This window comes from Nonomuraea jiangxiensis (genome assembly GCF_900099965.1).
Classification (GTDB): Bacteria; Actinomycetota; Actinomycetes; order Streptosporangiales; family Streptosporangiaceae; genus Nonomuraea; species Nonomuraea jiangxiensis.
The window spans coordinates 1-24,129 of record NZ_FNDJ01000033.1; the positions used below are offsets into that span (position 1 = coordinate 1).

Here is a 24,129-nt window from a genome sequence, read left to right on the forward strand (position 1 = left end):
CGCCCGCACCCACGAGCGTGTGCAGCTCGTCGATGAACAGGATGATGTCGCCGCGCGTGCGGATCTCCTTGAGCACCTTCTTCAGGCGCTCCTCGAAGTCACCGCGGTAACGGGAGCCGGCGACCAGGGCGCCGAGGTCAAGCGTGTAGAGCTGCTTGTCCTTCAGCGTCTCGGGCACCTCGCCCCTGACGATCTTCTGCGACAGGCCCTCGACGACGGCGGTCTTGCCGACGCCGGGCTCGCCGATGAGAACGGGGTTGTTCTTGGTCCTCCGAGAGAGGACCTGCATGACCCGCTCGATCTCCTCCTCACGGCCGATGACCGGATCCAGCTTGCCCGCGCGGGCCGCCTGGGTCAGGTTGCGGCCGAACTGGTCCAGCGTTGCGGAGGTCGCCCGGGCCGACTCCTCGAAAACGACGGGCGTCGCCGTCTCGTCGTCGCCTCGGCCGGCGAGCGACTGCAGGACCCAGTCCCGCAGGCGTGTGGGATCGGCCTCCATCTTGACCAGCACCTGAGTGGCCACCCCCGCACCCTCGCGGACGAGTCCGAGCAGGATGTGCTCGGTGCCGATGTAGTCGTGACCCAGCCGCGCGGCCTCACGAGCCGACAGCTCCAGAACCTTCTTGGCCCGCAGGGTGAACGGAATGTGCGCCGACTCGGCCGGCAACCCCGTGCCGATGATCTCCTCGACCTGGTGGCGCACACCCTCAAGGCTGACTCCGAGGCTCTCCAGGGCCTTGGCGGCCAATCCCTCACCTTCATGGATCAGACCAAGAAGGATGTGCTCGGTGCCGATGAAATTGTGGTTGAGCGTCCTGGCCTCTTCCCGAGCCAGGACCACGACATGCCGCGCTTGGTCGGTGAACTTCTCGAACATGTCAAGCCTCCTGGCGGAGCGGGATATGCCGGAGGAGCCTGACCAGAACGCCCAGACCGGGGCACCGTCCGGATTTCCCGAGGCGTGACCGTCGTCACCGCGCCGGCCGTCGGCCATGATGCCCCCAGGTAGATCCCACGCGTTCCACGGAACGGGCGGTGTGATCACCGCTCGACATCGTCCGGCGTACTGAGTCGGCGACTGCTGGCCTTCGCATGGGTCTGCGTGGGCGACCTCGTCGGGCTCCGGCGGATTTCCCCGCCTAGTTACCACCCTAGTACTGATTGTGGTGATTCCTCCGAATTCCGCCACCGGCCGAACGAGCCAGATGCGCACCGACACCGAATTGCTTGGTCGAATACTTAGCGTTACATTATCCTTACTTTCAGTTGTCGAGGACGGCCCTTTGGCGGTTCATGTGCCGTCAGCGTGATCCTTGGAGACGGCAGGTCATGAGCATTCGAGCCGATGGTCCGGGGCGGCGAGCGCTGCTCACGGGAAGTGCGTCCCTGGCAGCGGCCTTCCTGGCCGGCTGCTCATCGACCGAGCCGATCGACGGGACGTACAAGGCGGGGCTCGCGCCTTCCGCAGGACCGCCTCCCGGCACGCCGAAGGCCGCCTACGAACGGCTGATGGAGGGCAACGGACGCTGGGTGACCAACGCGCTCCGGCATCCGGACCGCGACCCCACCCGCCGCCAGTTGCTGGCCACCAGCCAGCAGCCCTATGGAGCGGTGCTGTCATGCATCGATTCCCGGGTGCCGCCCGAGCTCGTCTTCGACACCGGCCTGGGCGATCTGTTCGTCATGCGTAGCGGCGGGGCGGCGGTGGGGCCCGTCATCACCGGCTCCATCGAGTACGGGCCGATGACCAGCGGGACCCCGTTGATCGTCGTTCTCGGTCACCAGCGGTGCGGCGCGGTCTCCGCTGTGTACGAGGCCCTGCGGGAAGGTAAGCAGTTGCCGGGCAACCTCCAGGCGATCACGGAGGCTCTGCGCCCGGCCTACGAACAGTCCGTACGGGAGAGCCACGCCGACCCCGCAGAGGCGATGGCCAAGGCCCAGGTGAAGCTGACCGCGGACGCCCTGCGCGGCAACCGGGACCTCGCGCCGCTGGTGGGCAAGGGAGCCCTGGCCGTGGTCAGCGCGTACTACTCCCTGGACACCGGCGTGGTCGAGGTCCTCAACGGCGCACCTGCATGAGCCGGCCTTGAAGTGCGGGATGCATCCGATCTATCTTTCGTGATCATCACTCCGATCCACGGGCCGAAGGTCGAGCAGCGCCCTTTCTGGCTATTTCATCTGCGCGGATTCCCTTTGGCGCGGCGTCGGGCGAAATATCGACCTCATTCGCGAGGCCACAAAACATCGGATGTCGGGTCTTGTTTCGTACTGATTTCGGTGTTATTTCCTTGCTTAAGCCCTCACTGATCGGAGGACTCTGTGGTGAACAAGTACCCGTGCCCCAGATTGCGCATCGCCCTGTTAGGCATGGTCGTGATGCTCGCCGGCATGACCATGCCGACCTCGGCGCAAGCTCTGGCCCTCCCGCCGACCGACGACCTGACCCTCTGGTACACCTCGCCGGCAACCGACTGGGAGACCCAGGCACTGCCGATCGGCAACGGCCCTCTGGGAGCCAAGCTCTTCGGCGGCGTCGCGACCGAACAGATCCAGTTCAACGAGAAGACCCTGTGGACCGGCGGCCCGGGTTCCTCCGGCTACAACTTCGGCAACTGGACCTCGCCGAGGCCGGGCGCGATCGACGCCGTTCAGGCGCAGATCGACCGGGACGCCAGGATGGCGCCGAGCAGCGTCGCCTCGGCGCTCGGCCAGGGCAAGACGAACTTCGGTTCCTACCAGACCTTCGGTGACCTGTTCCTCGACTTCGCCAACCCGCCGTCGAGCACCAGCCAGTACCGGCGCGAGCTGAGCCTGCGTGAAGCCGTGGCCAGGGTCGGCTACACGGCGGGCGGGGTCGAATACACCCGCGAGTACTTCGCCAGCAACCCCGGCAACGTCATCGTCGCCCGGCTGTCGGCCAGCCAGAACGGCCGAGTCTCGTTCACGCTGCGGCACACCTCGCCGCGCAACGACAAGTCCGTCACCGCCGCCAACGGGCGGCTTACCATCCGCGGAACGCTGGCCAACAACGGCATGAGGTTCGAAGCCCAGGTGCAGGTGGTCAACCAGGGCGGCACCCGCACCGATTCCGGAGATCGGGTCACCGTCTCCGGGGCCAACAGCGTGATGCTGGTGTTGTCGGCGGGCACCAACTATTCCGACGCCTACCCGACCTACCGAGGCGGCGACCCGGCGAGCGCGGTCACCTCCCGGGTGACCACGGCGGCGGCCAGGAGCTACGACGAGTTGAAGGCCGCGCACGTCGCCGACTACCGCAACCTCTTCGACCGGGTCAAGCTGAACATCGGGCAGACCAACCCCACGATCCCGACAAACCAGCTCCGCAGTGGCTACACGGGCGGGTCGTCATCGCAGGACCGGGCGCTTGAGGCGATGTTCTTCGCCTACGGACGGTACCTGCTGATCTCCTCGTCGCGGGAGAACGACATCCTGCCGGCCAACCTCCAGGGCGTGTGGAACAACGTCACCAATCCTCCCTGGGACGCGGACTACCACGTCAACATCAACCTGCAGATGAACTACTGGCCGGCCGAGCAGACCAACCTGCGCGAGACGACCCGGCCCTATGACCGCTACATCTCCAGCATGGTCGCCCCCGGCCGGGTGACGGCCGGCAACATGTACGGCGCCCGGGGCTGGGTGGTGAACAACGAGACCAACCCCTACGGCTTCACCGGCGTGCACAACTGGGCGACGTCGTTCTGGTTCCCGGAAGCCGCCGCCTGGACGACCCAGCACATGTACGACAGCTACCGGTTCAGCCGCGATCTGAACTACCTGCGTAACACGGCCTACCCCGTGATCAAGGGCGCTGCCGAGTTCTGGCTGGACTTCCTGCACACCGACCCCCGCGACGGGAAGCTCGTCGTCTCGCCCAGCTACTCCCCGGAGAACGGCGACTTCTCGGCCGGCGCGTCGATGTCGCAGCAGATCGTCCGCGAGGTGTTCACCAACGCCCTGGCCGCCGCCCGGGCCCTCAACGTCGACACCTCGTTCCAGAACGAGGTGAGCACCGCCCTGTCGCGGCTCGACCCGGGCCTGCGCATCGGCCGCTGGGGCCAGCTCCAGGAGTGGAAGAGCGACTGGGATTCCCAGACCGACACCCACCGGCACGTCTCGCACCTGTTCGCCCTGCACCCCGGCAACCAGATCCTTCCGGGTACGGCCGAGGCGCAGGCCGCCCGGGTCTCGCTGAACGCGCGTGGTGACGGCGGCACCGGCTGGTCGAAGGCATGGAAGATCAACTTCTGGGCCCGCCTGCTCGACGGCAACCGGGCCCACAAGCTGCTTGGCGAGCAGTTGAAGTCGTCCACCCTGGACAACCTGTGGGACACCCACCCGCCGTTCCAGATCGACGGCAACTTCGGCGCGACCTCGGGCATCGCCGAGATGCTCGTGCAGAGCCAGCACGACACCGTCCACGTGCTCCCTGCGCTGCCGAGCGCGTGGCCGACCGGGTCGGTGACCGGGCTGCGGGCGCGGGGCGACGTGACCGTGGACACCACCTGGAGGTCGGGCGCCGCCGAGACGATCACCTTGCGGACAGGAAAGTCCGCGCCGATCAAGGTCAGGACCGCCGCGGCCACCGGCGCCTACCATGTAAGGGACGAGTCGGGCGCCACCGTCACCGCCACCCGTACCGGTGACACGCTGGGCTGGAACGCCACGGTAGGCAAGACCTACACGGTCACCTTCCAGACTTCCGGCGGGAACGGCCAGACGGTGGAGGGCGAGGCGTTCACCTCGCAGTCCGGCGTCCAGCGAGCCGACCACCCGGGGGCCAGCGGCGGCGCTTCGGCGGGCTACATCCAGAACGGCGACTGGGCCGCGTACTCAGGGGTCAACACCGCCGGGCTGCGGAGCTTCAGCGCTCGGGTGTCATCCGCCGGATCCGGCGGGACGATCCAGATCCGTTCGGGGTCGGCTACCGGCACGTTGCTGGGGTCGGTCGCGGTGTCGCCCACGGGTGGCTGGGACACCTACGCGACGGTGTCGACGACCTTGAGCGGGTCGGCGTCAGGGCCGTTGTACCTGGTCTTCGTCGGCAGCGGCACCAACTACCTGTTCGACGTCGACACCTTCACCGTCAGGACATGAGATGACGGCGGGCCATCCTCGGGCGGTCGCCGCCCGGGGATGGTGCCCGCATCTGCCGCATCCGTCATCATCGCGACCGCGAGCGTTCTGGGACATAGTCGTTCGAAACCGGATCATTGGCCAAGTAACAGATAGTCAGCCGGGCGTTACGGAATGCTTGGGGTGAGGCGAGAACGACGCAGCCCGCCGTACTGGCTGCCCCCGAAGCGATGAACGAGCGCGATGGCGGATCCGTGGAACAGCTGGAATACCGAAAGCTCATCAAGGTGCTGGAGCAGGTGGCCGCGGCTCGGCAGGAGGCGCTCTATCCCGCGCTGGCCGAGGCCCTGGCCGTCCATCTCGGGTGGATCGACGCGTTCGTGGCCGAGAATCCCGCGTATCTGGCGCCGGGGCGCGATGGCGAGGAGCAGTACCTCACCATGTTCCGGCCGGCCTTCGTGGAGGAATACGTCGAGCGGTGGCGCTGGAACAATCCGTTCGCCTCGCGCGACGGGGTGACCTGCCTGACCCGCCACGGTGTGGCGACCCTCGGACGGCTCCGCCTGCGGGCAACCGGTCCGGAGCGGGACTTCGCCGACCAATTTCTGCGCCGCAACGGCATCGACGACATGCTGAAGATCGTCATCAGGTCCCCGGCCACGGGTGCGGTCAGCACGCTGGGGATACCGTTCGACGGCGCGCGGCGCGCCATCGAGCCGGGCGACCGGCTGATGGCGGCCACGCTGGGCCCTTTGCTGAGCCCGTACTTCGGGACGGAGCTCGTGCCCGTCTCCGCGCCGGATCTCACCGCAGGCGAGCGCGACGTGGCCGAACTGGTGGCGCTCGGGCTGGCTCACACGCACATCGCGCGGCGGCTGAACGTCAGCGAAAGCGCGGTCGAGAAACACCTCACCCTCATCCTGGAGAAGACGGGATGCGGCAACCTGACTGAGCTGACCGCCCAGTGGAAACGCCGTGGCTGAGGTGGAGGCCCGCGCCACGCCGACGTGTCGCAGCCTTCGAGATTTTGCATGTGACCCTCGCCACAACGGCCCTGTCGCGCTCTGTGACGGCTCGGTAGCGGACGATAGACGGAGGGCCATCATGCGGTGCATGACAAATACCACCAGGTCATCACCATTGATGCATTCCTATCTAACCGACAAAGTCGCTGGTCAGACAGGTAGGCGCCGCCGTCACGGGAACACGCGATCGGAGGTCGGGTGGGACGCAGTAAGTTCAGTTTCGTCACTTCAAGTGACGGCCTCTGCTCACGACAGGGGATCACCAACGACTAATCCATGACAAGGACGTCGGCATGAGCTCACAATCGGGTCAACCAGCTCCAGAGACTCTCGGCTTGAACAACGCCTCAGGTGAGAAAGCCCTGCTGTCCGTTCGCTCGGCCCTGATCTTCACGATCGCGGCTATGATCGGCGCCGCCGCGGGCGTGCTCAGCCTGTGGGCCGAGTTCTCCACTCCTGTGTCGATCATCGCGGCGTGCACCGCGTTCAGCTCCGCCGTGGCCTTTCTCAACGCGATCATCAGTTGACGTGCCTCGGCCGCTCCCGCAGAAGGCTCCCCCCATTGTGCGGTCCCTTCGGCGGCCTTCAGGTGAGCTGCTGGGCCAGCCCGACGATGATGCCCTCGGGGCCGCGGACGTAGCAGAGCCGATAGACGCCCTCGTACTCCGCCAGTTCGCCGACGAGTTCGGCGCCGTGGGTGCGCAGGCGGGCGACCACGTCCTCGATGTCATCGACGGCGAACATGATGCGACGAATGCCCAGGGTGTTCGCCGGTGCGTCTTTCGGCTCGGTGCTGATCGCCTTCGGCGTGTGGAACATCGCCAGCTCGATCCGGCCATGGCCGTCGGGGGTCCGCAGCATTGCGACGTCCTGCCGGACGTCGTCGATCCCGATGACCCGCTCCACCCAACGTCCCTCGATCGGCGCCTTGCCGCCCTCCAGCTCCATGCCTAGTTCGACGAAGAACGAAATGACAGCGTCAAGGTCGTCGACCACGATGAGCACGTTGTCCATCCGCTGGATCGTCATGCCGTGTCCTTTCGGTGTGGTGTGGCCACGGTGGCCGCATCCATTCCTGGGACGGAGCCGCAGGCTCGTTCTCGACATCCTCCGCGACCCCTTCCTCTAGAACCTCTCCGGGTCACTCGCCTGGTTCTTGCCGCCGGCGAACTGGCGCAGGGCGTCCAGGCCCGACAGGTCATAGACGTCCTCCACCGCGTTCGCCAGCAGGTGGCAGGTCCTGAACCGGTCGAGGGGGGTGAGCCCGAGGCGGGTCAGGTGCAGATAGGTGTAGTTGAGGAGGACCCGGTAGCGCAGGAAGCGCGGGTCGTTGAAGACCGCCTCGTGGTAGGCCGGGTTGTCGTAGATCAGGCGTTGGAGCTCGTTCGGCTCGCGGTGGGGAGCGGGCGGGTCGCCTGGCCGCGCTCGGAACGCGTCGCCGGGCTCGAACGTCGGCTGCACCAGCCGGCCGCTGTCCAGCAGCGCTCCGGCCCGTCGCCGGTACTCCTCCAGCAGCGCCGCCCATTCCCGTACGAACGGCACGGGTGGGGCGGCGGGGTCGTCCAGGGCGGCGACGGCGTCCCGCACGCGCTTCGTCAGCGCGGTGCGCCGGTCCCGGAAGTCCCGCTCGAAAGCCGCGCGGGCGCCCTCAGGGTCGGCCGCCCACGTGATGAACCCCTCCGCGTGCATCCGGTACGACAAGTAGCTGCGCCTGATGTGCTGCGAGGTGTGCGCGACGGTCAGCATGAGGCTCAGCGCCAGCCCGACCTTGCCGTCACCGCCCGCGCGCACGTGCTCCAGCATGCCGAACAGCAGCGGGGTGGCATCGGCGTAGAACGCGGTGAGCAGGTCCACCGCCTCGTCACTGCCGAGTACGTGCCGGCGGGAGTCGTACGGGGCGTCGCGGATGGAGTTGTCCGGCGGCCACGGCGTGAGCGGCCCGCGTTCCTGTTCCCGTACGGCGAGCAGGCGGTGCCTGGCCAGGCTCGCGGCCGGGTCGAGCGCGGCGGTCGAGGGGTGTTCGCGCAGGTAGGCGCCGATGACCTCGTCCACCCGCGGGCGCACGACCTGCTCCCAGACGGCCGGGGCCGCCTTGACGTTGATCCGCAGGTGCGGGCCCTGCCGCCAGTGGCGCAGCACGTACGCCGCCGCGACCTGGCCGCGCAGTCCGTCGAACAGTGGCCGCACGGCGTCCAGCAGCAGGCCGTCCTTGTCGGCCGCATGGTAGTGGACGTGCACGCAGTGCCAGGTGGGAGCCTCGGGCACGGGAGATCACCTCCGGGAGTCGGCGAGGCCCGCGATGCCGCGGGCCGCCAGGTACGACACGTGACGCTCGGTCCCGGCGCGCAGCCCCAGCCGGTTGTGGAACAGGTGGACGCAGCGCATCAGGATCAGGGACACCGTGCGCCGCTCCGGCGGCGCGACCAGGGCGAGGGACGCGTGCGGCGAGCCCGAGTCGAGCGGCGCGCACCGGCCGGCGGCGTGCAGGAGGTCGAGGTCGTCACGCAGCGCACGCAGCGACGCCGCCCACGCGGCCAGCAGGTCGCCGCCGGAGTCGGGCGCGTCCCACAGCCTGCGCGTCTGGGCGAGCACGGCACCCTCCCGGCGCCGCCAGTCGTCCTCGCTCGCCGCACTGTTCTCGGCCTTCCGCGTGACGTGGCGTGGCAGGTCGTCCTTGCTCGCCGCGCTGTTCTCGCCCTTCGGGGCGTCGTGGCGTGTCCGGTCGTCCGTGCTCGCCGCGCCGTTCCTGGCCTCTTGCGCGTCGTGGCCCTTGTTCACCTTGCCGTTCCTGGTCTCCTGCGCGTCGCGGGCGGCTGCGGCCAGGCGGTGGGCGGCGGTGGGGAGGTCCGGCTCGCACACGGCGGCCGCGGCCGTCAGCGCGGCCAGTCCGATCGCCGCGCGCCGGCCCATCTCCGTCCGGGCCCGTAGCACGTCCAGCGCGAGCCGGCTCGACACGGCGAAGTGCCGTTCGGCGGCGGCCACGCAGGCGGCGTCGCCGTACGCCTCGTACTCGGGCCGGTAGCCGAGGAACGCCACCGAGCCGGCGGGATGCAGCCGATCGTCGTAGGACGTACGCCGCTCGCCCGCGGCCATGGCGGACGCGAACGCGCGGTAGGCCGCCGCGTCGACCGAGGGCGACGGGTGCGTGGCGAAGTGCGCCGCCGCCCGCTCACGCACCAGGTCACGTACGCGCGGCGCCCGCGCCGGGTCCGGCACCTCCAGCCGCAGGCGTACGTGCTGGCCGCCCTCCCAGTAACGCAGGAAGAACGAGCGGCCCGCGGTGCCGTCCGCCGCCAGCTCCCGCGTCACCGGGTCCACCACGTCGGTGATCAGCGGGTCGAGGTCGCCGAAATGGAACAGGTGCGCGCCGATCCAGTGACCGCCCGTGTCCGTCTGCGCCGCCGTCATCGGGCCGGCCGCGCGGAGACCTGGACGACGTACTCGGTGACCCGCCGGCCGGGGCCGTACCGGGGCGCTTGGGAGGGGTCGGGCAGGGCCTCCTCGATCACCAGCAGCGCGCCGGGGTCGCGCAGCGTGCGCAGAAACCCGGTCAGCAGCAGCGTGTCGGTGACGTCCACGTACATCGGCTTGCGGTCCTTGCTCAGCAGCCCCACGTGCAGGCCCTCCCGCAGGCTCACCACCCGGGCGAAGAACCTGCGTGGCACCTCGTGCAGTGCCAGCCACCCGGCCAGCCTGGGCAGGTACGCGGCCTCGCCCTCGCCCTTGGCCGGCACCGGGAAGGCACCGGCCCGCAGCCGCCACGCCGCCCGGGCGAACGTCACCCGCCCGAGGTCCATCCGCGGCCACCGTTCGACCACGCCCGCATCCGGTCCCTCGCCCCGGGTGCGGAACACCCAGCCGGGCACCATCGCCGTGGACGGCTCGCCGAACGTCCGCACCAGGAACTGCAGCCACGGCGGCAGCCAGTACTGGGCGGTCATGCCCAGGTGGACCGGCCGGACCGGGCGGCCGGCGCCGTCGAACAAGGTCAGCCGGTCACCTCCGGCGTCGTAGCCGACCATGAGCTCCGCCGGCGAGACGTGCGGGAGCCGCGTGTCCGGGGCGGTGAAGGGATGCTCGAGGGCGAGGTCGGCCGTGGCCGGGCGGGCGTTGAGACCGCCGCCGACCAGCCCGCGGCACTCGGCCACCAGAACGTCGCCCTGCGCGGCGCGGAGTTCGTCGGCGGGCGGCGCCTCACCGCCGGCCAGCACGACCAGCCGGTGCAGCCGCGACAGACCGCGCCCGTACCCGGCGGAGATCGAGTTGACGACCGCGCGCATGCCGCCTGGCCCCGGCACCGCCTGGAGGTAACAGCAGATCGACCCCGGGGGCCGGACGAAGCTCGGCCAGTCGTCCGCCATCGCGGCCAGGCGGGCGGGCGTCAGGTCGACCACCGGCTCCCGCGCGCCGGCCTGTTCCCAGAAGGTCCGCCGCAGCTCGGTGAGCCGTACCAGGCCGGGTGGGGGTTCGGCGTCCGGGATCGCCCGCGTGCCCCCGATGGGGTCGCGCAGCATGCCGCGCAGCAGCGCCCCGCCCTCGCCCGGGGCCTCCCGGTGGATCTCGCGGTAGAGGTCCAGAGCGGGAAGCCGGCCGCCGGGGCCGTACCGGTCCAGGAAGAACGCGGTGGCGGCGACCTTGACGGGCAGGTCCGGGTCGAACAGGCCGAGCAATCCGCGCAGTTTGTCGAGGTCGTCGCACACGCCGCGCCAGGCCGTCGCGCTCAGCCGTCCCGCGACGCCGGGGATGACGGCGCTGTGCCAGAGCAGGTTCCTGTCGGGCAGCGACGGCCCGGGCGGCAGCACCTCCCGCAGCGCCTCCCGTACGACCACGGCCGCCTGCTCGCCGTCGCCGGGCCGGGTGACGCCGTCGCGCAGTGCCGCGGCGACCCGGCCGACGGCCTGTGTGTACGGCGCCTGGCCGTCCTCCGCCAGCCAGGACGCCAGCCGGCCCACCGGGTCGTCGCCCTGCTCGTCATACGGCGCGACGAACTCCAGCAGCCCCGCGTCGGCCAGCGGCTCGATCCCCGGGGCGGCGGCGAGAGTGGGGAAGGGATGGCCGCGTACCCAATCGAGGGCCGCCCGCACCTCCGGGCTCGCGGGCACCCCGGACAGGGGCTCGCCCTGGCCTGCGCCGAGGAACCAGATCCGGTCGCCGTCGTCGGAGGCGGACGGGTTGACGCGCAGGCGGGCGCGCTCCCGTACGCGCCGATGCCGCGTGAGCGCCGCCCACAGCGGGCGCAGGACCGCCCGGTCCAGCTCGACCACGACGTGCCAGGCGGGTTCGCCGCCGGTCCGCACCGCGGGACCGTCCGCCTCCCACCGGCCCAGGCCGCTGAGGGTGAACGTGGCGTACGGGCTGGTTTTGACGGCCGCCCGGGCGAGATAGCGGGCCAGCCGCAGCAACTCCTGCCGTTCCGGCGGGCGGTCGGCGGGGCCGGCGAGCCAGGCGTCGAGGCGGCCGGCCAGCACCGGGCTGCCCTGGGCCAGGCCATGCCGGAAACCGGCGTCGGACACCGTCTCGCGCAGCAGCGCCGTCTTCTCCCGTGATTCCTCCGCCAGCACGGCGGGCAGCGCCGCGCGCAGCTCGTCCGCGCGGCGCCGCACGGCGGTCCACGCGCCGACGCGGGCGGCCAGGTCCTCGGGGAGGGCCGCCAGCACCTCGGCGGAGGCGGCCCCGCCGCTCAGGCGGCGTCCGGAGAACACCGCGCGCCGCAGCGCCAGCAGCCCGGACCTGAGCGGTCCGGGCGCCGTGCCGCCGATCACGTCGTGCAGCGGATCGGACAGGTCCGCGCCCTCGGTTCGCAGCCAGGCCGAGACGTTCACGAGCTCGTCCACCAGCCGCCACGTCCGGGTGCAGCGCATCCGGTCCAGCCCGGCCACCGGCAGCCCCGCGACGCGGACGGCGAAGACAGGCGACACGGCATAATCGGGATCAGCGAGCCTTGCCAGGTCGCCGTCCCCGGCGACGGGGACGGCGGGCGTTACATGGGTCAATCGAACGCGCTCCTCGTGAGGGTTCGCCAGGGGCCGAGGGCGCCCACGGCACGGGCGCCCTCGGCCCTGCTCGTCATACCGGTTTCACCGGCGGGCCGACGACGCCGGCGTTACTCTTCCGGAGCCCAGCAGCTGGTGGCCGTCAGGTAGGACGAGCAGTAGCCCAGGGCGGAGGAGGCGCCGGTCTCGATGGCGCCGTGGCCCTCCACCACGATGGAGTCGGCCGACACGACGTCAATGGAGTCGACGTCCAGGCCGCGCAGGTCGAGGGTGAAGTTCTCAGCGGACATGTGTGTCTCCTTCTGATGTGAAAGGGATTGTCGATTCCGTACGGGTCACGATGTCGTCGGGACGGGCATCACCTCCTCGCGTACCAGGGCCGGCACGGGGCGGGCCACCAGCGGCCCGCCGGTCGGGGGAGTGCCCAACACCAGGAAGGACAGGCTCCGCAAGGGGGTTCCCGCGAGGGTGAGCACCTCGTCGGTGGTCTCGTTGGCTCCGTCGGAGTGGATGCGCGCGGCCAGGCCCAGCGCGACGGCGGCCAGCGTGGCCCGCTGGGCGACCAGGCCCGCCTCCATCTGCTGCATGCGATACCACCGGTCGCCGAACAGACGCGCGCCCGCGACCGGATCGCCCACGGGGACCAGTACGGCGGCTGCCCCGCGCAGCGCTACCCGGGTGTTGGCCAGCAGCCGGCCGGTGGCCACGGCGTCCACCTGCTCGGCGCCGGCCAGCTCGTGGAGGGTGTGCCGGGCCGGGTCGTACCAGTAGGCGCCGCGCGGCAGGCCCTCCACCCGCAGCGAGAGCAGGCACAGCGCGGTCATGGCGGGGCCCGCCGCGGCGCCCGGCAGGTCGGCCGGGTAGCCGCCGCCCGCGGCGGCGAGCACGGCGCCGAGTGCCGCCCCCATGAGCGGAACCGGCCGGTAGCCGGCCAGCGGGGACGTGCGGCGCGGCACTCCCGAGGCGGCTGCCTGGATTCCGGTGGCGGGCCCGGGAGCCGGGACGGCCCGGCCTGGCCGCGCCGGCAGCCTCGGGCGCAGCGCCTCTGCCTCGGCCGGCTCGGGTGGGCCCGTGGGGGAGGTGGGGGAGGTGGAGGTGCAGGCCCGGTGCAGGGCCGCGGCGAGGCCGTCGGGCATGGCCTTGGGCAGCGGCGTGCTCTCCCCGGCCACCGGGCGCGCCATCAGCTCGCCGGCGGAGGGGGAGGGCGGGGGTGGCTCGGCGTCCGGGGGTTCGGCGTCCGGGGGTCTGGCGTACGGAGGTCCGGCGTCCGGGGGTTTGGCGTTCGGGTGCCGCGTGTTGCCGGGTGGCAGGGACAGTGTGAGTACGGCCAGCGCGGCCTCCCGGGTGCCGTCGAGCCCAAGGAGGCGGTTCACCTCGCCGTCCGGGAACCGGAGGCAGGCCCGGCCCGCCAGCCCCAGCCGCCCGCCCACGGCCAGCGCCTGGGCGATGAGCACGCCGGTCTCCTGGCAGATCAGGCGGTAGCCGAAGTCGCCGTACTTGAACATCGACCGCCAGAACACCCCGGACAGGACGACCACCACGTCCGCCACCGGGCCGTCCGCGAGCAGGCCGGCCAGCGCCGGGACGTGGTCGCCGCCGCGTACGCGCTCCAGCACGTGGTGTACCGGGTCGTAGTGGTACAGGGCGGAGGGCAGGCCGGGCACGCCCGCGGCCACGTACGCCTCGATCGGGTACAGCCCGCCGCCCGACGGCGCCGGCCGGCCGGTGATGAGCATGGGGGGCCGCCCCAGCGGTTCGCCGCGGTCGTCCAACTGGTGTGACCACACGAGCCTGGTCATGCCGAGCAGGTCCCGGAGCAGCTCGCCGATCAGGCCGAGGGCGGAGCCGTCGCCGGCGGCCCAGGGGAGCCGCGCGCGTGCGGCGCCCGGGTAGCGCTTGTGCCTGGTCGGCGCGCCCGCCCAGTCGATGACCAGCGGCCCCCGGTCCCGCATGGCGGCCAGGTAACGGCGGGTGGCCGCGCCGGCCTCGCTCGCCGCCGTGGTCGTGTGCATCCGGGTCTGCCTCGCTTCCTGCGTCGTGCCCGTGGAACCGGGGTCAGGGGAACGGGTGAGGGTACGGGTTCAGCTCTTCGGGCCTCAGGTCGCGGCCCTGGTGACCGAGGAGCCGCGGCAGGCTCAGCAACCGTGGCAGGCCGTGGACGCGCCGATAGCGGTGCCCGAACGTCATGGGCGTCGTACCCGGCACGATGACCTTCGCGGCGGACATGCCGCACGCCTTCGCCTCGGGCGAGGTGATGTCGACGGCTATCACGTCGAGCCCGCCGGCCAGGAAGCGCCCGGCCAGCTCGGCCACGTCCGCGCGGAGGTCGTCGTGCTCGGGCCAGCCGACCCGGGCCGTCACCTCGGCCACGGTCAGCGCGGGCCCGTCCAGCGGCAGGAAGTCCAGCCGGTCGTACGCGTCCGGGTGGCCGTAGGTCAGCGGATGGTGCTCCAGCAGCCGTACCTGCTCGGGGTCGGCCGCCAGCGGGGCCGACACCGCCGGGTCGTAGCGTTCGACGTGGCCCGCCAGCATCGGGCCCAGGTCCTCGAGTGCCCTGCGGAGCGCCCGTTCCGGCGCCAGGTGCGAGGCGGAGCCGCACAGCACCCGCGGCCGGTCCGGCCGGCCCAGCGCGTCCACGGCCATCACCCAGAACACCGGCACCCGCTGCTCCAGCAGCGCGGCGAACGCGTGCACGTCGTAGCCGAGCCTGTCCCGTACTCGCTGGGCGAGCATCGGGATGCGGCGGTCGGCCGCCGAGCTTAGGTCCACTCGCGGGATGGGCATCCGGGCATACCACGTGGCCAGGGCCGCGTCCCGCTCGGCCACCTCCAGCAGGCCGTACAGGATCGCCTCGGCCGGGTGGCCGCCGAGGGCGCAGCCGTTGGAGCACTCGTAGGCGAATCCGAGGTCGTCCGCCGGGCGGGGGCCGAAGAAGGCGTAGCTCTCCGGCACCAGCAGCGGCGCGTCCCGAGCGAACGAGTACGCCCACACCCAGGACGTGGGCCGATCCGGACGGAAGCGGGTGAACAGGAAGCCGGGCCGGTCGTACCAGTCGTCGGGGTAGAGGCCCAGCAGGCGCGGGTCGAGGGCGTGGTCGGCGACGTCGTCGTAGGCGGCGTGCACGACGGTCCGCCGGCCGCGCGGGGCGATGCCGGCGATCCGCTCCAGGGCCTCGGCGACGGCGGTGGCCCTGGCGGATGCGAAGTCGTCGCTGCGGCCGTAGCCATGGTGGCTCTCGTGCTGGGTGCGGGCCGGGCTGAGCCGGGCGACGGCGATCGCGCCGCCTCCGCGCTCATGCGCGACCAGGGCCTGGACGATGCCGGTCTCGGGGTCGACGAATCGTTGTTCCAGCTCCGCTGCCCGGTGGCTGATGCCGCCCACCCGGAAGGTCATGGGGTCCGGCTTGGGCGCGGGGCGGGGGAGGTACCGCCCCGCATGCGGACCGTCGTCGGGCCGCGTGCCGCAGTCGGGGCAGAACGGGTCGGGGAGGAACGGGTGGCGGCGTACTTCTGCGGTCGGCAGGCGGACCTTCAGCAGCGCGCCGGTGGTACGCGCTGATCCGGGGTCGTGACGGAGCCGGTGCACCTCATCGGCGACCAGCGCGGCGACCGTATGCGCGACGAGCGGTGTCAGCAGCGCGCTGGGGCGGGAGTCGAGGTCCGCGGCCCACCGCGCACGCAGCGCGTCACGGGCCACCGCGTCCGGCCGGTTGGCGGCGCGCCTGCGTTCGACGCAGGTCGGGCAGCCGGGCAGGGGCGGGCGCGCGGCCGGGCCCACCAGCGCCCAGCCCGCCTCGACGCGTACGGGCAGCCACGGCACGCCGCGTTCGGCCGCGCACCGCGCCACCACCGGGTACGACCGCACGTCGTCAGCATCACTCGCGACCACAATCGCACCGCCTCCCGGAGCCACGCCGCCTCCCGGAGCCGCGGTGTCTCCCGGAGCCGCGGTGTCTCGTGGAGTCGCGCCGCCTCCCGGAGTCGCGGTTGAGGCGAGGGCCGCGCGGATGGCCATGTGCAGGCGGCCCTCACCCAGCACTGTCACCGGGGCGGGGTGCGCGGCCGTGGTGATGGCGGTCTCAGTCATCGAGCAGCGCGACGTAGGTGACGAAGGGAAGCAACCGGGCCGCCTCGGGGTCCTCGTCGAGTGGCACCGCCACCGGCACCTTGCCCGCGCGGCGCAGTGCGCCGGCCATCGTCCGTACGGCTTCGGGGGCGTCGCCGTCCGGTGGCCAGAAGGGGCGGGCCTCGGCGTACGCGTGCTGCCGGGCGGTCCGGGACTGCCAGCGGAGCAGCAGCCGTTCCAGACCGTCGCGCAGCGCCGCCGGGGCGGTGGCGGCCACGGACACGACCGTCTCCTGGCCGGGGACGGTGAGGGAGAAGGCGGGCACGCCGAGGACGGGCGTGTGATCGCGTACCCACGGTGGCTCGCCGGCCAGCACGAGCTGCCGCAGCAACGCTTCGGCGATCGGCCCCACCGGCGCGCCCATCCCGTTCGCTCCCTCCGGGCCGGTCGGGGCGGCGTGATCGGCCCGCGTGGCCAGCAGGTGCTCGCAGCGGGCCCGCAAACCGGCGGCCAGCGCCTCCGTCCAGCTCAGCCCGGCACCGGTGCCCACCGGCGGACGGGATGTGCCGAGGCCGGTGAGCCGGAGTTCGGATGCCGGCACGGGACGCGGCCGGCCCTCCGGCAGTTCCACGCCCCATACCACCCCCTCGTCGGCGTCGGGACCGACGGCGAGCACCCCGTACGTGCCCAGGGCGGCGAGCAGACAGCGCAGCCGGGCCGTCCGCTGGTCCGGCCCCCAGCCGAACACCCGCGGCGGCGGCGCCCAGCCGGGCAGCGCCCCGAACGGGTCGGAGACGGTCGCCTGGCACACCGCCAGCGGGGACTGCGCCAGCGCCTGCTCGTCCAGCATGCCGAGCAGCCCCAGCCGGGAGTCGACCAGCTCGGTGGCGAGGCCGAGCAGGCTCTCCGCCTCGATCGGCGGGGCCGTCGCCAGGGCCGCGGCCCGTTCCCTGATCGCCTCCTGGCCTGTGCCAGGACGGGCGCCCGTACGCGGCCGGGCCAGGAACCGGTGCGGGAGCGTGTCGAGATTGCGCAGGTCCACCCGGGTGAGGAGGAGCTCCTGGTCCGTGTCGAGCCCGGTCACGTGTGAGAAGCAGGCGAGCGCCAGCATGGCGGCGACCACCGTGGGCACCGGCCCTGTCAGCCAGTCCTCGTCCGATGAGGCCGGACCCGCGGCGGGCAGCGCGGCCAGCCGGTGCCAGCCCGACGCCGCGGCCGTCACGGAGGGCCTTCCCACCCTGCTCAGCCAGACCTCCGCCGGGCCGACGAGGGCCTGCCCCAGCACGACGTCGCCCGCCTCACCGGCGCGGGCCGTCGCCACCAGCTCGTGGAGATCCGCACTCACCTGGAGCACGACGTCGGCGTCCCCGGCGATCGCCCGGCCGAGCGCGTCGCCGTCGGGGGAGAGCGTCCGGATCTGCTGGCCGGGGTCGCGACGGGCGGCGTTCGCGGCCCGGCCGGCCGCCGCGCCGTCGGGAGAGATGACGGTGATGCTCCGCCAGCCCGTGCCGGCACACGCTCCCGCCAGCGCCTCCAGCAGCGGACCCGCACCCGCCAGCACCAGGCGGGCGCTGCGGATTCGCTCGAATCGCGCCTCCGGCGAATCCAGGGCGTAACCGATGAAGGCGATCTCCTCCGCGTACGCACGCAGCTCCGCGCCGGTCAGCCCGTGTGGCCGCGCGTGCCGGTCATCCACCACGAACCGCTGCTCGGCGAGCCGGCTCACGAGGCTCTCGACCATGGCCCGCTTGTCGCCGGGGAGGTTCGCCGAGAGCTCGGCCAGGGTGTGCCGGCCGGTCAGCGCGGGCGCCAGCCTGGCGAGCCAGTCGTATGCCTGCCGTCCACGTAGTGTGCACGCCCCGTAGTCGCTGTGCACGTAGGCCCCGTCGGGGCATTCCACGAACCGTACGTCATCGCGTAGCCGCGGTCTCATCGCCGCATCGAGGTTTGGGAGCGCTCCCATGGCCCCGATCGTATGAACTGAGGCCATTTATGTAAACCCAAAATCGGCCCTATTCTGGACGCCAATTCGTAGCTATAATTCCAAAATTCCCCGGTTGAATTACGGATTGTCACTTACCCGATGAATTGCCGCATGGCTCGCTTGTAGTCATTAGCGGCGCGACTTCAGTTGCATGCCAATGACGGTGACGCCGCCTTGGGCTTCAGGCTCTTCGGGAACAATGACAAGCGGGGCAGTTCCGCGGAAGGGTGCTGCTGATCTCCGCTTGGCGCTGATTGCGCGGTCCCGGCGCCGTAGCCTTCGTCGAGATCGGTCAGAGGGTCGGCCGGCTGAATGTCACTCCCGCGAGCCGTAGGCGGGGCCGAACACCACCAGCAGCGCCAGATCCTCGGTGATGTCGACGAAGCGGTGCTCCTCGCCCGCCGGGACGAAGACGACCGCTCCGGGCCCGACCTCCGCCTCGCCGCTCGCCGCCACGATCCGGGCTCGACCGGCGGTCACCACGTAGATCTCGTCCTCGGTGTGCGGGCTCTGGCCGTCGACCCCGCCGGCCGGGATGCAGTACGTCCCGACGGACAGGTGCGGCACTCTGAGCTGCTCCACCCAGTCGCCCTCGGCCCCGGGCGCGGGCTGTGCCCACGTGCCCGCACCCTTGATGATCTCCATGGCGGTCAGCGTACCCGCGAATCCGGTGGTACTGAACGGCAGCTGAGGGCGCGCGGACAGCCGCGACGGCGGGCGCGCACGGCCAGGTCAGGGTGTCTGCCGCGCCACCGCTGCCGAGGCGCGGCGAGAGCGGCCACGCGCCGAGGAGGGCCCGGCCTCATGCTGCGGGCGGTTCGTGGCCGGCGTCGGTCCAGTGGGGGATTCGGGTCTCGCGGGTGAGGTCGGCGGGGTCGGCGAGCTCGCCGCAGGTCGTGCAGATCGTGGCGGGCGCGAGCGGGTGGTCGTGATGCAGCATGCGCATCGGCGGTGAGGTCACGGCCCACCTGTCGCCCCATGCGAGCAGGGTCCGCAGAACGGGGGCGAGGTCCCGGCCGGCCTCGGTGAGGTGGTAGCCCTCGTACCGAGGGTCGTGTTCCGAGGGGCGCCGCTCCAGCACGCCGGCTTGGACCAGGCCCTTGAGGCGCGCCGACAGCCGGTCGCGCGGGGCGCCGGTGTTGCGGGCGATCTCGCCGAACCGGTGGTTGCCGAACATCACTTCCCGGATCGCGAGAAGCGACCATCGGTCGCCGACGATCTCAAGGGCCGAGGCGATGGAGCACGGGCGTCCGGGCAGCGAGGTCGGGTCGATAGGTGGACGGGGCATGTCTGAAGCTTGCCAGCTGACGGTTTGCTTATCAAACCACGACCGGGCTATGGTCCCAGCATGCCTGAAGCAGTTGGAGTATCAAACCGCTCCCGCGTCGCGGCCGTCATCGTGTTGGCGGCCGTTTTCATGACGAACCTGGATCTGTGGATCGTCAACGTCGCCTTGCCGGCCGTGGGCGCGGACTTCTCCCGCGACGGGCATCCGACGTCCCTGGCCGACCTGTCCTGGGTGCTCAACGCCTACGCGATCACCCTGGCCGCGCTGCTCGTCCTGGCCGGGCGGCTCGGCGACCGCTTCGGGCAGCGGCCGGTGTTCCTGGCAGGCGTCGTCGTGTTCACCGTCGCCTCGATCGGCTGCGCGCTCGCCCCGGATCTGTGGTGGCTGGTGCTGGCCAGGGTGGTTCAGGCGGCCGGCGCCGCCGCGCAACTGCCGACCTCGCTGGCCCTGCTGCTCGCCGCCGTTCCCGAGGGGCGTCGGACCGGCGCGACCCGTACCTGGGCTGCCGTCGGTGGACTGGCGGCGGCCGCCGGTCCGGTCGCGGGTGGGCTGCTGGTGCAGGTCGACTGGCGCTGGGTCTTCGTGGTCAACGTGCCGATCGGCCTGATCACCGTACTCGCCGGCCTGACCGGGCTGCCACGACCGGCGGCCCGGGAGCGGGGCGCGTTGCCGGACCTGTGGGGTGCGGTGCTCGTCACCGTGGCCATCGCAGCCCTGTCCGGAGCCCTGGTGCAGGCCCCCGAGTGGGGCTGGGGCTCATGGCGCATCCTCGCGCTGTTCGCGGTGGCCGCGGTGGGTCTGGCGTGGTTCGGCGTCCGCTGCGCCCGGCACGCGCGCCCGCTGCTGGAGCTGCACCTGCTGCGCCTGCCACGTTTCGGTACGGCCGGCGCCGGCACCTTCGTCTTCGGCGTGGCCTTCGCGATCATGCTGCTGTCGAACGTGCTGTGGTGTCAGGAGGTCTGGCACTGGGACGCCCTGACCACCGGCCTGGCCCTGGTGCCCGGCCCCGCCCTGGTTCCCGTGGTGACCGCGCTCACCGCCCGGACCGCCGGCCGCTACGGGCACGGCCCGCTGATCGTGGCGGGCGGCCTGCTGTTCGCCGCCGGGATGCTCTGGCGTACCGTCTTCGCCGCCACCGTCCCCGACTACGCGCGTGACCTGCTGCCCAGCCTGCTCCTCGGCGGCGCGGGCGTTGGGCTGGCCATCGGCACGCTGATCGCCGCCGGCGTGCAGTCGCTCCCCGCTGGCCGGGCCGCGACGGGATCGGCCCTGGTGAACTCCTTCCGGCAGATCTCCTCCGCGCTCGGCGTCGCCGTCCTGATCACCATTCTCGGGAGCCGGGTGAACGCCGGATCGGTCGGCGACTTCCACCTCGCCTGGATCGTCGCCGCCGTGCTCGCGCTGGCCACGTCGGCGGTCGGCGCGCTGCTCATGCGGCCGGCGGCTGCCGTGCCCGCACCCGCCGCCGACCCGGCGACGTGACCCCGGCGCCGACCTGGCGACGTGACCCCGGCGCCGGCCCGGCGACGTGACCCCGGCGCCGCCGTCACAGGGAGGGCTCTGCCGGCATGTCCGTCGCCTCGCATGCCAGGTGGGAGTCCCGCTCAGCGGTCGGTGACGGCCAGTCGTGCTCCGAAGGCGATCAGCAGGCACCCGCTCACTGCGTCCAGGGTTCTGCGCACACCCGCACGGGCGAACCACGCCCGCGCCCGGCCGATCGCGAGGCTGTAGAGCGCCAGCCAGGCAAAGGTCAGCAGGCAGAACAGCAGGCCAAGCCCCAGCATCGCGGCGAACGCCCCGCCGCCCGCCGGGGCGAACTGCGGCAGCAGGCTCATGAAGAACGCCGCCATCTTGGGGTTGGCCAGGTCGTTGATCAGTCCCTGTCGCAGCGACCGGCCGGCGGTGAGCCGCTGCTGGACGACTTCGGGCGCGTGCGGCGCGCCGCCGCCGCGCCAGGCGGAACGCAGCGACTGCAGTCCCAGGTAGCACAGGTACGCGGCGCCGGCGTACTTCAGTGTCAGGAACGCCGGCGCGGAGGCGTGGACCAGGCCGGCGACGCCCAGGCTCGCGGCAACCGTCCAGACGGCCTGCCCCAGTGCGACCCCCGCGGCGGTCCAGATCCCACTGCGCTGGCCGCCGGAGAAGGCGTTGCGCATGGTCAACACGGTGTCAGGCCCAGGTGTGCAGATGACGACAACGGAAACGCCGATGAATGCGATCAAAGCTGTCACCGTCAGAGTATGCGTTCACACCCGGCCCTCAGGTAAGCCCAGCGGGGATGAGCTTGGACGGGCGCAGCAGGCGCAGCACGGCGGAAAACCACCGATGGCTAGCCGATCCTGCTCGATTGCATGATGCAAGTAACAAGCTCTATGGTTGCTTGCATCACGCTATTTACTGGGCCTCCCTACCTGAAGGAGATGCCGTGAAACAGAGCAGGGCATTGCTCCGCGCCACCCGATGGCCAGGCGTATCCGATCGGCTGCTGGCCTTGCTGGCCGTTCAGCTGCTGTCGGCGCGCCGCTACCGTGAAGGGCTTGAGCACTTCGCCGCTCTCAGTGCCGAGCGGCCGGATTCCGCTCTGGCTCAGAGCCTGACCGGCGTCTTCAAGGCCCACCTCGAAGGGCCGGTCGAGGAGGCGCTCGCCGATCTGGATCGCGCGACCGAGCGCGACCTCGGCCTGCCGCACTTCTTCAGGGGCACCACGCTGGCGGGTTTCCCCGACTGCGCCGGCCGGGCCGAGACCGTCATCGCGGACCTGGAGTTCGTGCTCGCGGTGCGCGACCAATTCCCCCCGGGGTTCATGCACGCGGTCCACCGGTCGCTGGCCCGCGGCTACGAGTGCGCGGGCCGTACGCAGGACGCGCTGGACGCCCAGGAGCGGGTGGGGCACGGCTATGACGTGGCGCTGGTCACCGACTATCTGGCCGACGCCGACCACGGACTGCGCTTCGGCCCGCCCCGCCTGGTGGAGGCGGCACCCGGGGTCCATGTCGCGCAGGGGTACGACTTCGCCGACTTCGCCTTCGTCATCACCGGCACGGGCGTCGTCGCGATCGACGCCGGGAGCGATCCCCGCCACGTGGAAGCCGCCTTGAGGGACCTGCGCGCGATCACGGAGGAGCCGATCACCCACGTGATCCTCACCCACGCGCACTTCGATCACGTCGGCGGCCTGGAAGCGCTCACCAAGGACGGTGGCCAGGTCATCGCCCAGGCCGGCTTTCCCGACGAGCTCAGGCTGCAGGCGGCGAGCCCGCCGCCGTTCCCGTACCTTCTGCCGCGCGACACGGATCACCGCAAGCAGGTCGTGCCGGACCGGCTCGTGAGCCGGGCCGAGGCGGTGACCATCGGTGGGGTCGAGTTCGGCCTCATCCCGATCCGCGGCGGGGAGAGCGCCGACGGGCTGCTCATCCACCTGCCGGGTCAGGACGTGGTGTTCACCGGAGACATGTGCATGCCCTACCTCGGCGCGCCGTTCTTCCCGGAAGGCTCGGCCGAGGGCCTGTTCGAGGCCATCCAGACGGTCCAGGACCTGCGGCCCCAGGTGCTGGTCCACGGGCACACCGCGCTGACCGTCAACTTCACGGCCGAGACCTTCCCCGGCCTGCTGGCCGCCCTGCGCGACCTGCACGCCGCCGTCCTGGCGGGCATCGCCGACGGACGCCCGCTGGTCGAACTGCTCGACCTCGACCACCTGCCCGAGGTCCTACGCGACCACCCCGCCGCGATCAACCCGTACCTGGTCATGCGCGACGGCTTCGTCCAGCGCGTGCACCATCAGGCGACGGGTTACTGGCATTCCGACGGGACGGGGGTGGAGCACTTCTCCGCCGAGGAGTGGGCCGGCGCGCTGGACCTGCTGGGCGGCGGAAACCCGGACGCCTTCGCCACAGCGGGCGAGGAACTGCTGGACCGCGGTGAGCCCGCTCTGGCACTGCGGATCACCGAGTACGGGCTGCTCCGCCACCCGCTCGCCCCGGCTCTCGCCTCCCTGCGGGAGCGGCTTCTGCTCGCGCTCGTCGAGCGGAACCAGTTTTTCGACCCGTTCAAGTTCGCCTACTACGCCGGGCTCGCCGGGCTGACGCTGGCCCCCGCCGGCTGAGCTCCCGGTCCCGGCTCCATGTCGCAGTCCAGCGGCCCGAGCGGCTTGCCGCAGCGGCCGCAGGTGAGCCCGGGCTGCAGCGGCCCGCCGCAGCCTCGGTGCAGCACCAGCAGCGGCGGGCCGTCGGGCGCCCGGTGCTGGTCGCCCCACAGCAGCAACGACATGATCACTGGCCACAGGTCCAGGCCGGCGGAGGTCACGCGGTACTCGTAACGATCCGGCCTGGTCTGGTAGAGGCACCGCTCCAGGATGCCCGCCTCGCAGAGCTTGCCGAGGCGATCGGACAGGATGTTGTGCGCGATGCCGAGGGCGGCCCGGAAATCCTCGAACCTGCGGGTACCGCGCAGCGCGTCGCGCATGATCAGCAGGCTCCAGCGCTCGCCGACCACCTCCAGCGTGCGGGCGATCGAGCAGACCTGTCCTTCGTAGGTGCGCGGCAACATGCCCTCATCGTACGTCGATTGCATCACGCAAATGTTGGGGCCAGGGGTGTCTTCGTCCACTTCGCGCAGGGTGGTGGCGGTGGTGGTCGCTCATGGATCCCCGTGATAGCGCTTCGCAAGGGTGTCGCG

General features: G+C 71.6%; 19 protein-coding genes. 6 read left to right on the forward strand and 13 right to left on the reverse strand.

From position 1 onward, the window contains the following. A partial coding sequence (locus BLS95_RS45185) for a Clp protease N-terminal domain-containing protein (RefSeq protein WP_143044155.1) occupies positions 1-877 on the reverse strand: 877 nt, incomplete at its 3' end. Positions 878-1,329: 452 nt separating this feature from the next. Between BLS95_RS45185 and BLS95_RS45190 the strand changes: the two genes are divergently transcribed. The 4 genes from BLS95_RS45190 (at position 1,330) to BLS95_RS54950 (ending at position 6,649) form a co-directional block, all read left to right on the forward strand. Then, positions 1,330-2,079 carry a carbonic anhydrase gene (locus tag BLS95_RS45190; RefSeq protein ID WP_176993727.1) on the forward strand — a complete coding sequence of 250 codons (750 nt, stop codon included), beginning with the start codon at positions 1,330-1,332 and terminating at the stop codon, positions 2,077-2,079. Between the two features lie 243 nt (positions 2,080-2,322). Continuing rightward, positions 2,323-5,118: a glycosyl hydrolase family 95 catalytic domain-containing protein gene (locus BLS95_RS45195; RefSeq protein ID WP_245765681.1), complete on the forward strand. Its 2,796-nt coding sequence runs from the start codon at positions 2,323-2,325 to the stop codon at positions 5,116-5,118. A 209-nt stretch (positions 5,119-5,327) separates the two neighbouring features. Beyond that, positions 5,328-6,080: a helix-turn-helix transcriptional regulator gene (locus BLS95_RS45200; RefSeq protein WP_090945798.1), complete on the forward strand. Its 753-nt coding sequence runs from the start codon at positions 5,328-5,330 to the stop codon at positions 6,078-6,080. Positions 6,081-6,457: 377 nt separating this feature from the next. Continuing rightward, positions 6,458-6,649 (forward strand): hypothetical protein, encoded by a 192-nt coding sequence (locus tag BLS95_RS54950; RefSeq protein WP_143044156.1) that lies wholly within the window; start codon positions 6,458-6,460, stop codon positions 6,647-6,649. 58 nt (positions 6,650-6,707) lie between these two features. On the opposite strand, the gene BLS95_RS45205 is transcribed toward BLS95_RS54950, so the two are convergent. The 10 genes from BLS95_RS45205 to BLS95_RS45250 form a co-directional block, all read right to left on the reverse strand. After that, positions 6,708-7,136, reverse strand: coding sequence for a VOC family protein (locus tag BLS95_RS45205; protein WP_218136298.1), 429 nt, complete (start codon positions 7,134-7,136; stop codon positions 6,708-6,710). 111 nt (positions 7,137-7,247) lie between these two features. Further along, positions 7,248-8,387 (reverse strand): thiopeptide maturation pyridine synthase, encoded by a 1,140-nt coding sequence (locus tag BLS95_RS45210; protein ID WP_090945800.1) that lies wholly within the window; start codon positions 8,385-8,387, stop codon positions 7,248-7,250. A 6-nt stretch (positions 8,388-8,393) separates the two neighbouring features. After that, complete coding sequence (locus tag BLS95_RS45215) at positions 8,394-9,530, reverse strand: lantibiotic dehydratase C-terminal domain-containing protein (RefSeq protein WP_090945801.1); 1,137 nt, start codon at positions 9,528-9,530, stop codon at positions 8,394-8,396. Beyond that, positions 9,527-12,115 (reverse strand): lantibiotic dehydratase, encoded by a 2,589-nt coding sequence (locus BLS95_RS45220; RefSeq protein ID WP_143044157.1) that lies wholly within the window; start codon positions 12,113-12,115, stop codon positions 9,527-9,529. The genes BLS95_RS45215 and BLS95_RS45220 overlap by 4 nt, the downstream gene beginning before the upstream one ends. Positions 12,116-12,225: 110 nt before the next feature. Beyond that, positions 12,226-12,405 (reverse strand): thiopeptide-type bacteriocin, encoded by a 180-nt coding sequence (locus BLS95_RS45225; protein WP_090945803.1) that lies wholly within the window; start codon positions 12,403-12,405, stop codon positions 12,226-12,228. A gap of 45 nt (positions 12,406-12,450) precedes the next feature. Continuing rightward, positions 12,451-14,127, reverse strand: coding sequence for a SagB family peptide dehydrogenase (locus BLS95_RS45230; protein WP_090945804.1), 1,677 nt, complete (start codon positions 14,125-14,127; stop codon positions 12,451-12,453). A gap of 43 nt (positions 14,128-14,170) precedes the next feature. After that, the gene (locus tag BLS95_RS45235) at positions 14,171-15,979 is read right to left on the reverse strand and encodes a TOMM precursor leader peptide-binding protein (RefSeq protein WP_176993728.1); all 1,809 of its coding nucleotides are present in this window, start codon (positions 15,977-15,979) and stop codon (positions 14,171-14,173) included. A 214-nt stretch (positions 15,980-16,193) separates the two neighbouring features. Further along, the gene (locus tag BLS95_RS45240) at positions 16,194-18,143 is read right to left on the reverse strand and encodes a hypothetical protein (RefSeq protein ID WP_143044158.1); all 1,950 of its coding nucleotides are present in this window, start codon (positions 18,141-18,143) and stop codon (positions 16,194-16,196) included. A 336-nt stretch (positions 18,144-18,479) separates the two neighbouring features. After that, positions 18,480-18,809, reverse strand: a complete 330-nt coding sequence (locus tag BLS95_RS45245; protein ID WP_090945807.1) for a cupin domain-containing protein — start codon at positions 18,807-18,809, stop codon at positions 18,480-18,482. 157 nt (positions 18,810-18,966) lie between these two features. Beyond that, a complete protein-coding gene (locus tag BLS95_RS45250) occupies positions 18,967-19,452 on the reverse strand; it encodes a winged helix-turn-helix transcriptional regulator (protein WP_090945808.1) in 486 nt (161 codons plus the stop codon). 60 nt (positions 19,453-19,512) lie between these two features. Here BLS95_RS45250 and BLS95_RS45255 point away from each other — a divergent pair, with 60 nt between their 5' ends. Next, positions 19,513-20,934: an MFS transporter gene (locus tag BLS95_RS45255; RefSeq protein ID WP_090945809.1), complete on the forward strand. Its 1,422-nt coding sequence runs from the start codon at positions 19,513-19,515 to the stop codon at positions 20,932-20,934. Between the two features lie 122 nt (positions 20,935-21,056). On the opposite strand, the gene BLS95_RS45260 is transcribed toward BLS95_RS45255, so the two are convergent. Then, positions 21,057-21,683 carry a LysE family translocator gene (locus tag BLS95_RS45260; protein WP_281250114.1) on the reverse strand — a complete coding sequence of 209 codons (627 nt, stop codon included), beginning with the start codon at positions 21,681-21,683 and terminating at the stop codon, positions 21,057-21,059. A 194-nt stretch (positions 21,684-21,877) separates the two neighbouring features. On the opposite strand from BLS95_RS45260, the gene BLS95_RS45265 reads away from it, so the two are divergent. Next, the gene (locus tag BLS95_RS45265; protein ID WP_176993729.1) at positions 21,878-23,557 is read left to right on the forward strand and encodes an MBL fold metallo-hydrolase; all 1,680 of its coding nucleotides are present in this window, start codon (positions 21,878-21,880) and stop codon (positions 23,555-23,557) included. On the opposite strand, the gene BLS95_RS45270 is transcribed toward BLS95_RS45265, so the two are convergent. Then, positions 23,515-24,024 (reverse strand): winged helix-turn-helix transcriptional regulator, encoded by a 510-nt coding sequence (locus BLS95_RS45270; RefSeq protein ID WP_245765682.1) that lies wholly within the window; start codon positions 24,022-24,024, stop codon positions 23,515-23,517. The two genes, BLS95_RS45265 and BLS95_RS45270, sit on opposite strands and share 43 nt — an antisense overlap. Positions 24,025-24,129 lie beyond the last annotated feature (105 nt).

Coding starts and splice junctions, on each gene's coding strand:
- BLS95_RS45245 (WP_090945807.1), bottom strand. CDS start 18,809: ATGGAGATCATCAAGGGTGCGGGCACGTGGGCACAGCCCGCGCCCGGG.
- BLS95_RS45240 (WP_143044158.1), bottom strand. CDS start 18,143: ATGGGAGCGCTCCCAAACCTCGATGCGGCGATGAGACCGCGGCTACGC.
- BLS95_RS45230 (WP_090945804.1), bottom strand. CDS start 14,127: ATGCACACGACCACGGCGGCGAGCGAGGCCGGCGCGGCCACCCGCCGT.
- BLS95_RS45250 (WP_090945808.1), bottom strand. CDS start 19,452: ATGCCCCGTCCACCTATCGACCCGACCTCGCTGCCCGGACGCCCGTGC.
- BLS95_RS45200 (WP_090945798.1), top strand. CDS start 5,328: ATGAACGAGCGCGATGGCGGATCCGTGGAACAGCTGGAATACCGAAAG.
- BLS95_RS45215 (WP_090945801.1), bottom strand. CDS start 9,530: ATGACGGCGGCGCAGACGGACACGGGCGGTCACTGGATCGGCGCGCAC.
- BLS95_RS45190 (WP_176993727.1), top strand. CDS start 1,330: ATGAGCATTCGAGCCGATGGTCCGGGGCGGCGAGCGCTGCTCACGGGA.
- BLS95_RS45205 (WP_218136298.1), bottom strand. CDS start 7,136: ATGGACAACGTGCTCATCGTGGTCGACGACCTTGACGCTGTCATTTCG.
- BLS95_RS45270 (WP_245765682.1), bottom strand. CDS start 24,024: ATGCAATCGACGTACGATGAGGGCATGTTGCCGCGCACCTACGAAGGA.
- BLS95_RS45255 (WP_090945809.1), top strand. CDS start 19,513: ATGCCTGAAGCAGTTGGAGTATCAAACCGCTCCCGCGTCGCGGCCGTC.
- BLS95_RS45225 (WP_090945803.1), bottom strand. CDS start 12,405: ATGTCCGCTGAGAACTTCACCCTCGACCTGCGCGGCCTGGACGTCGAC.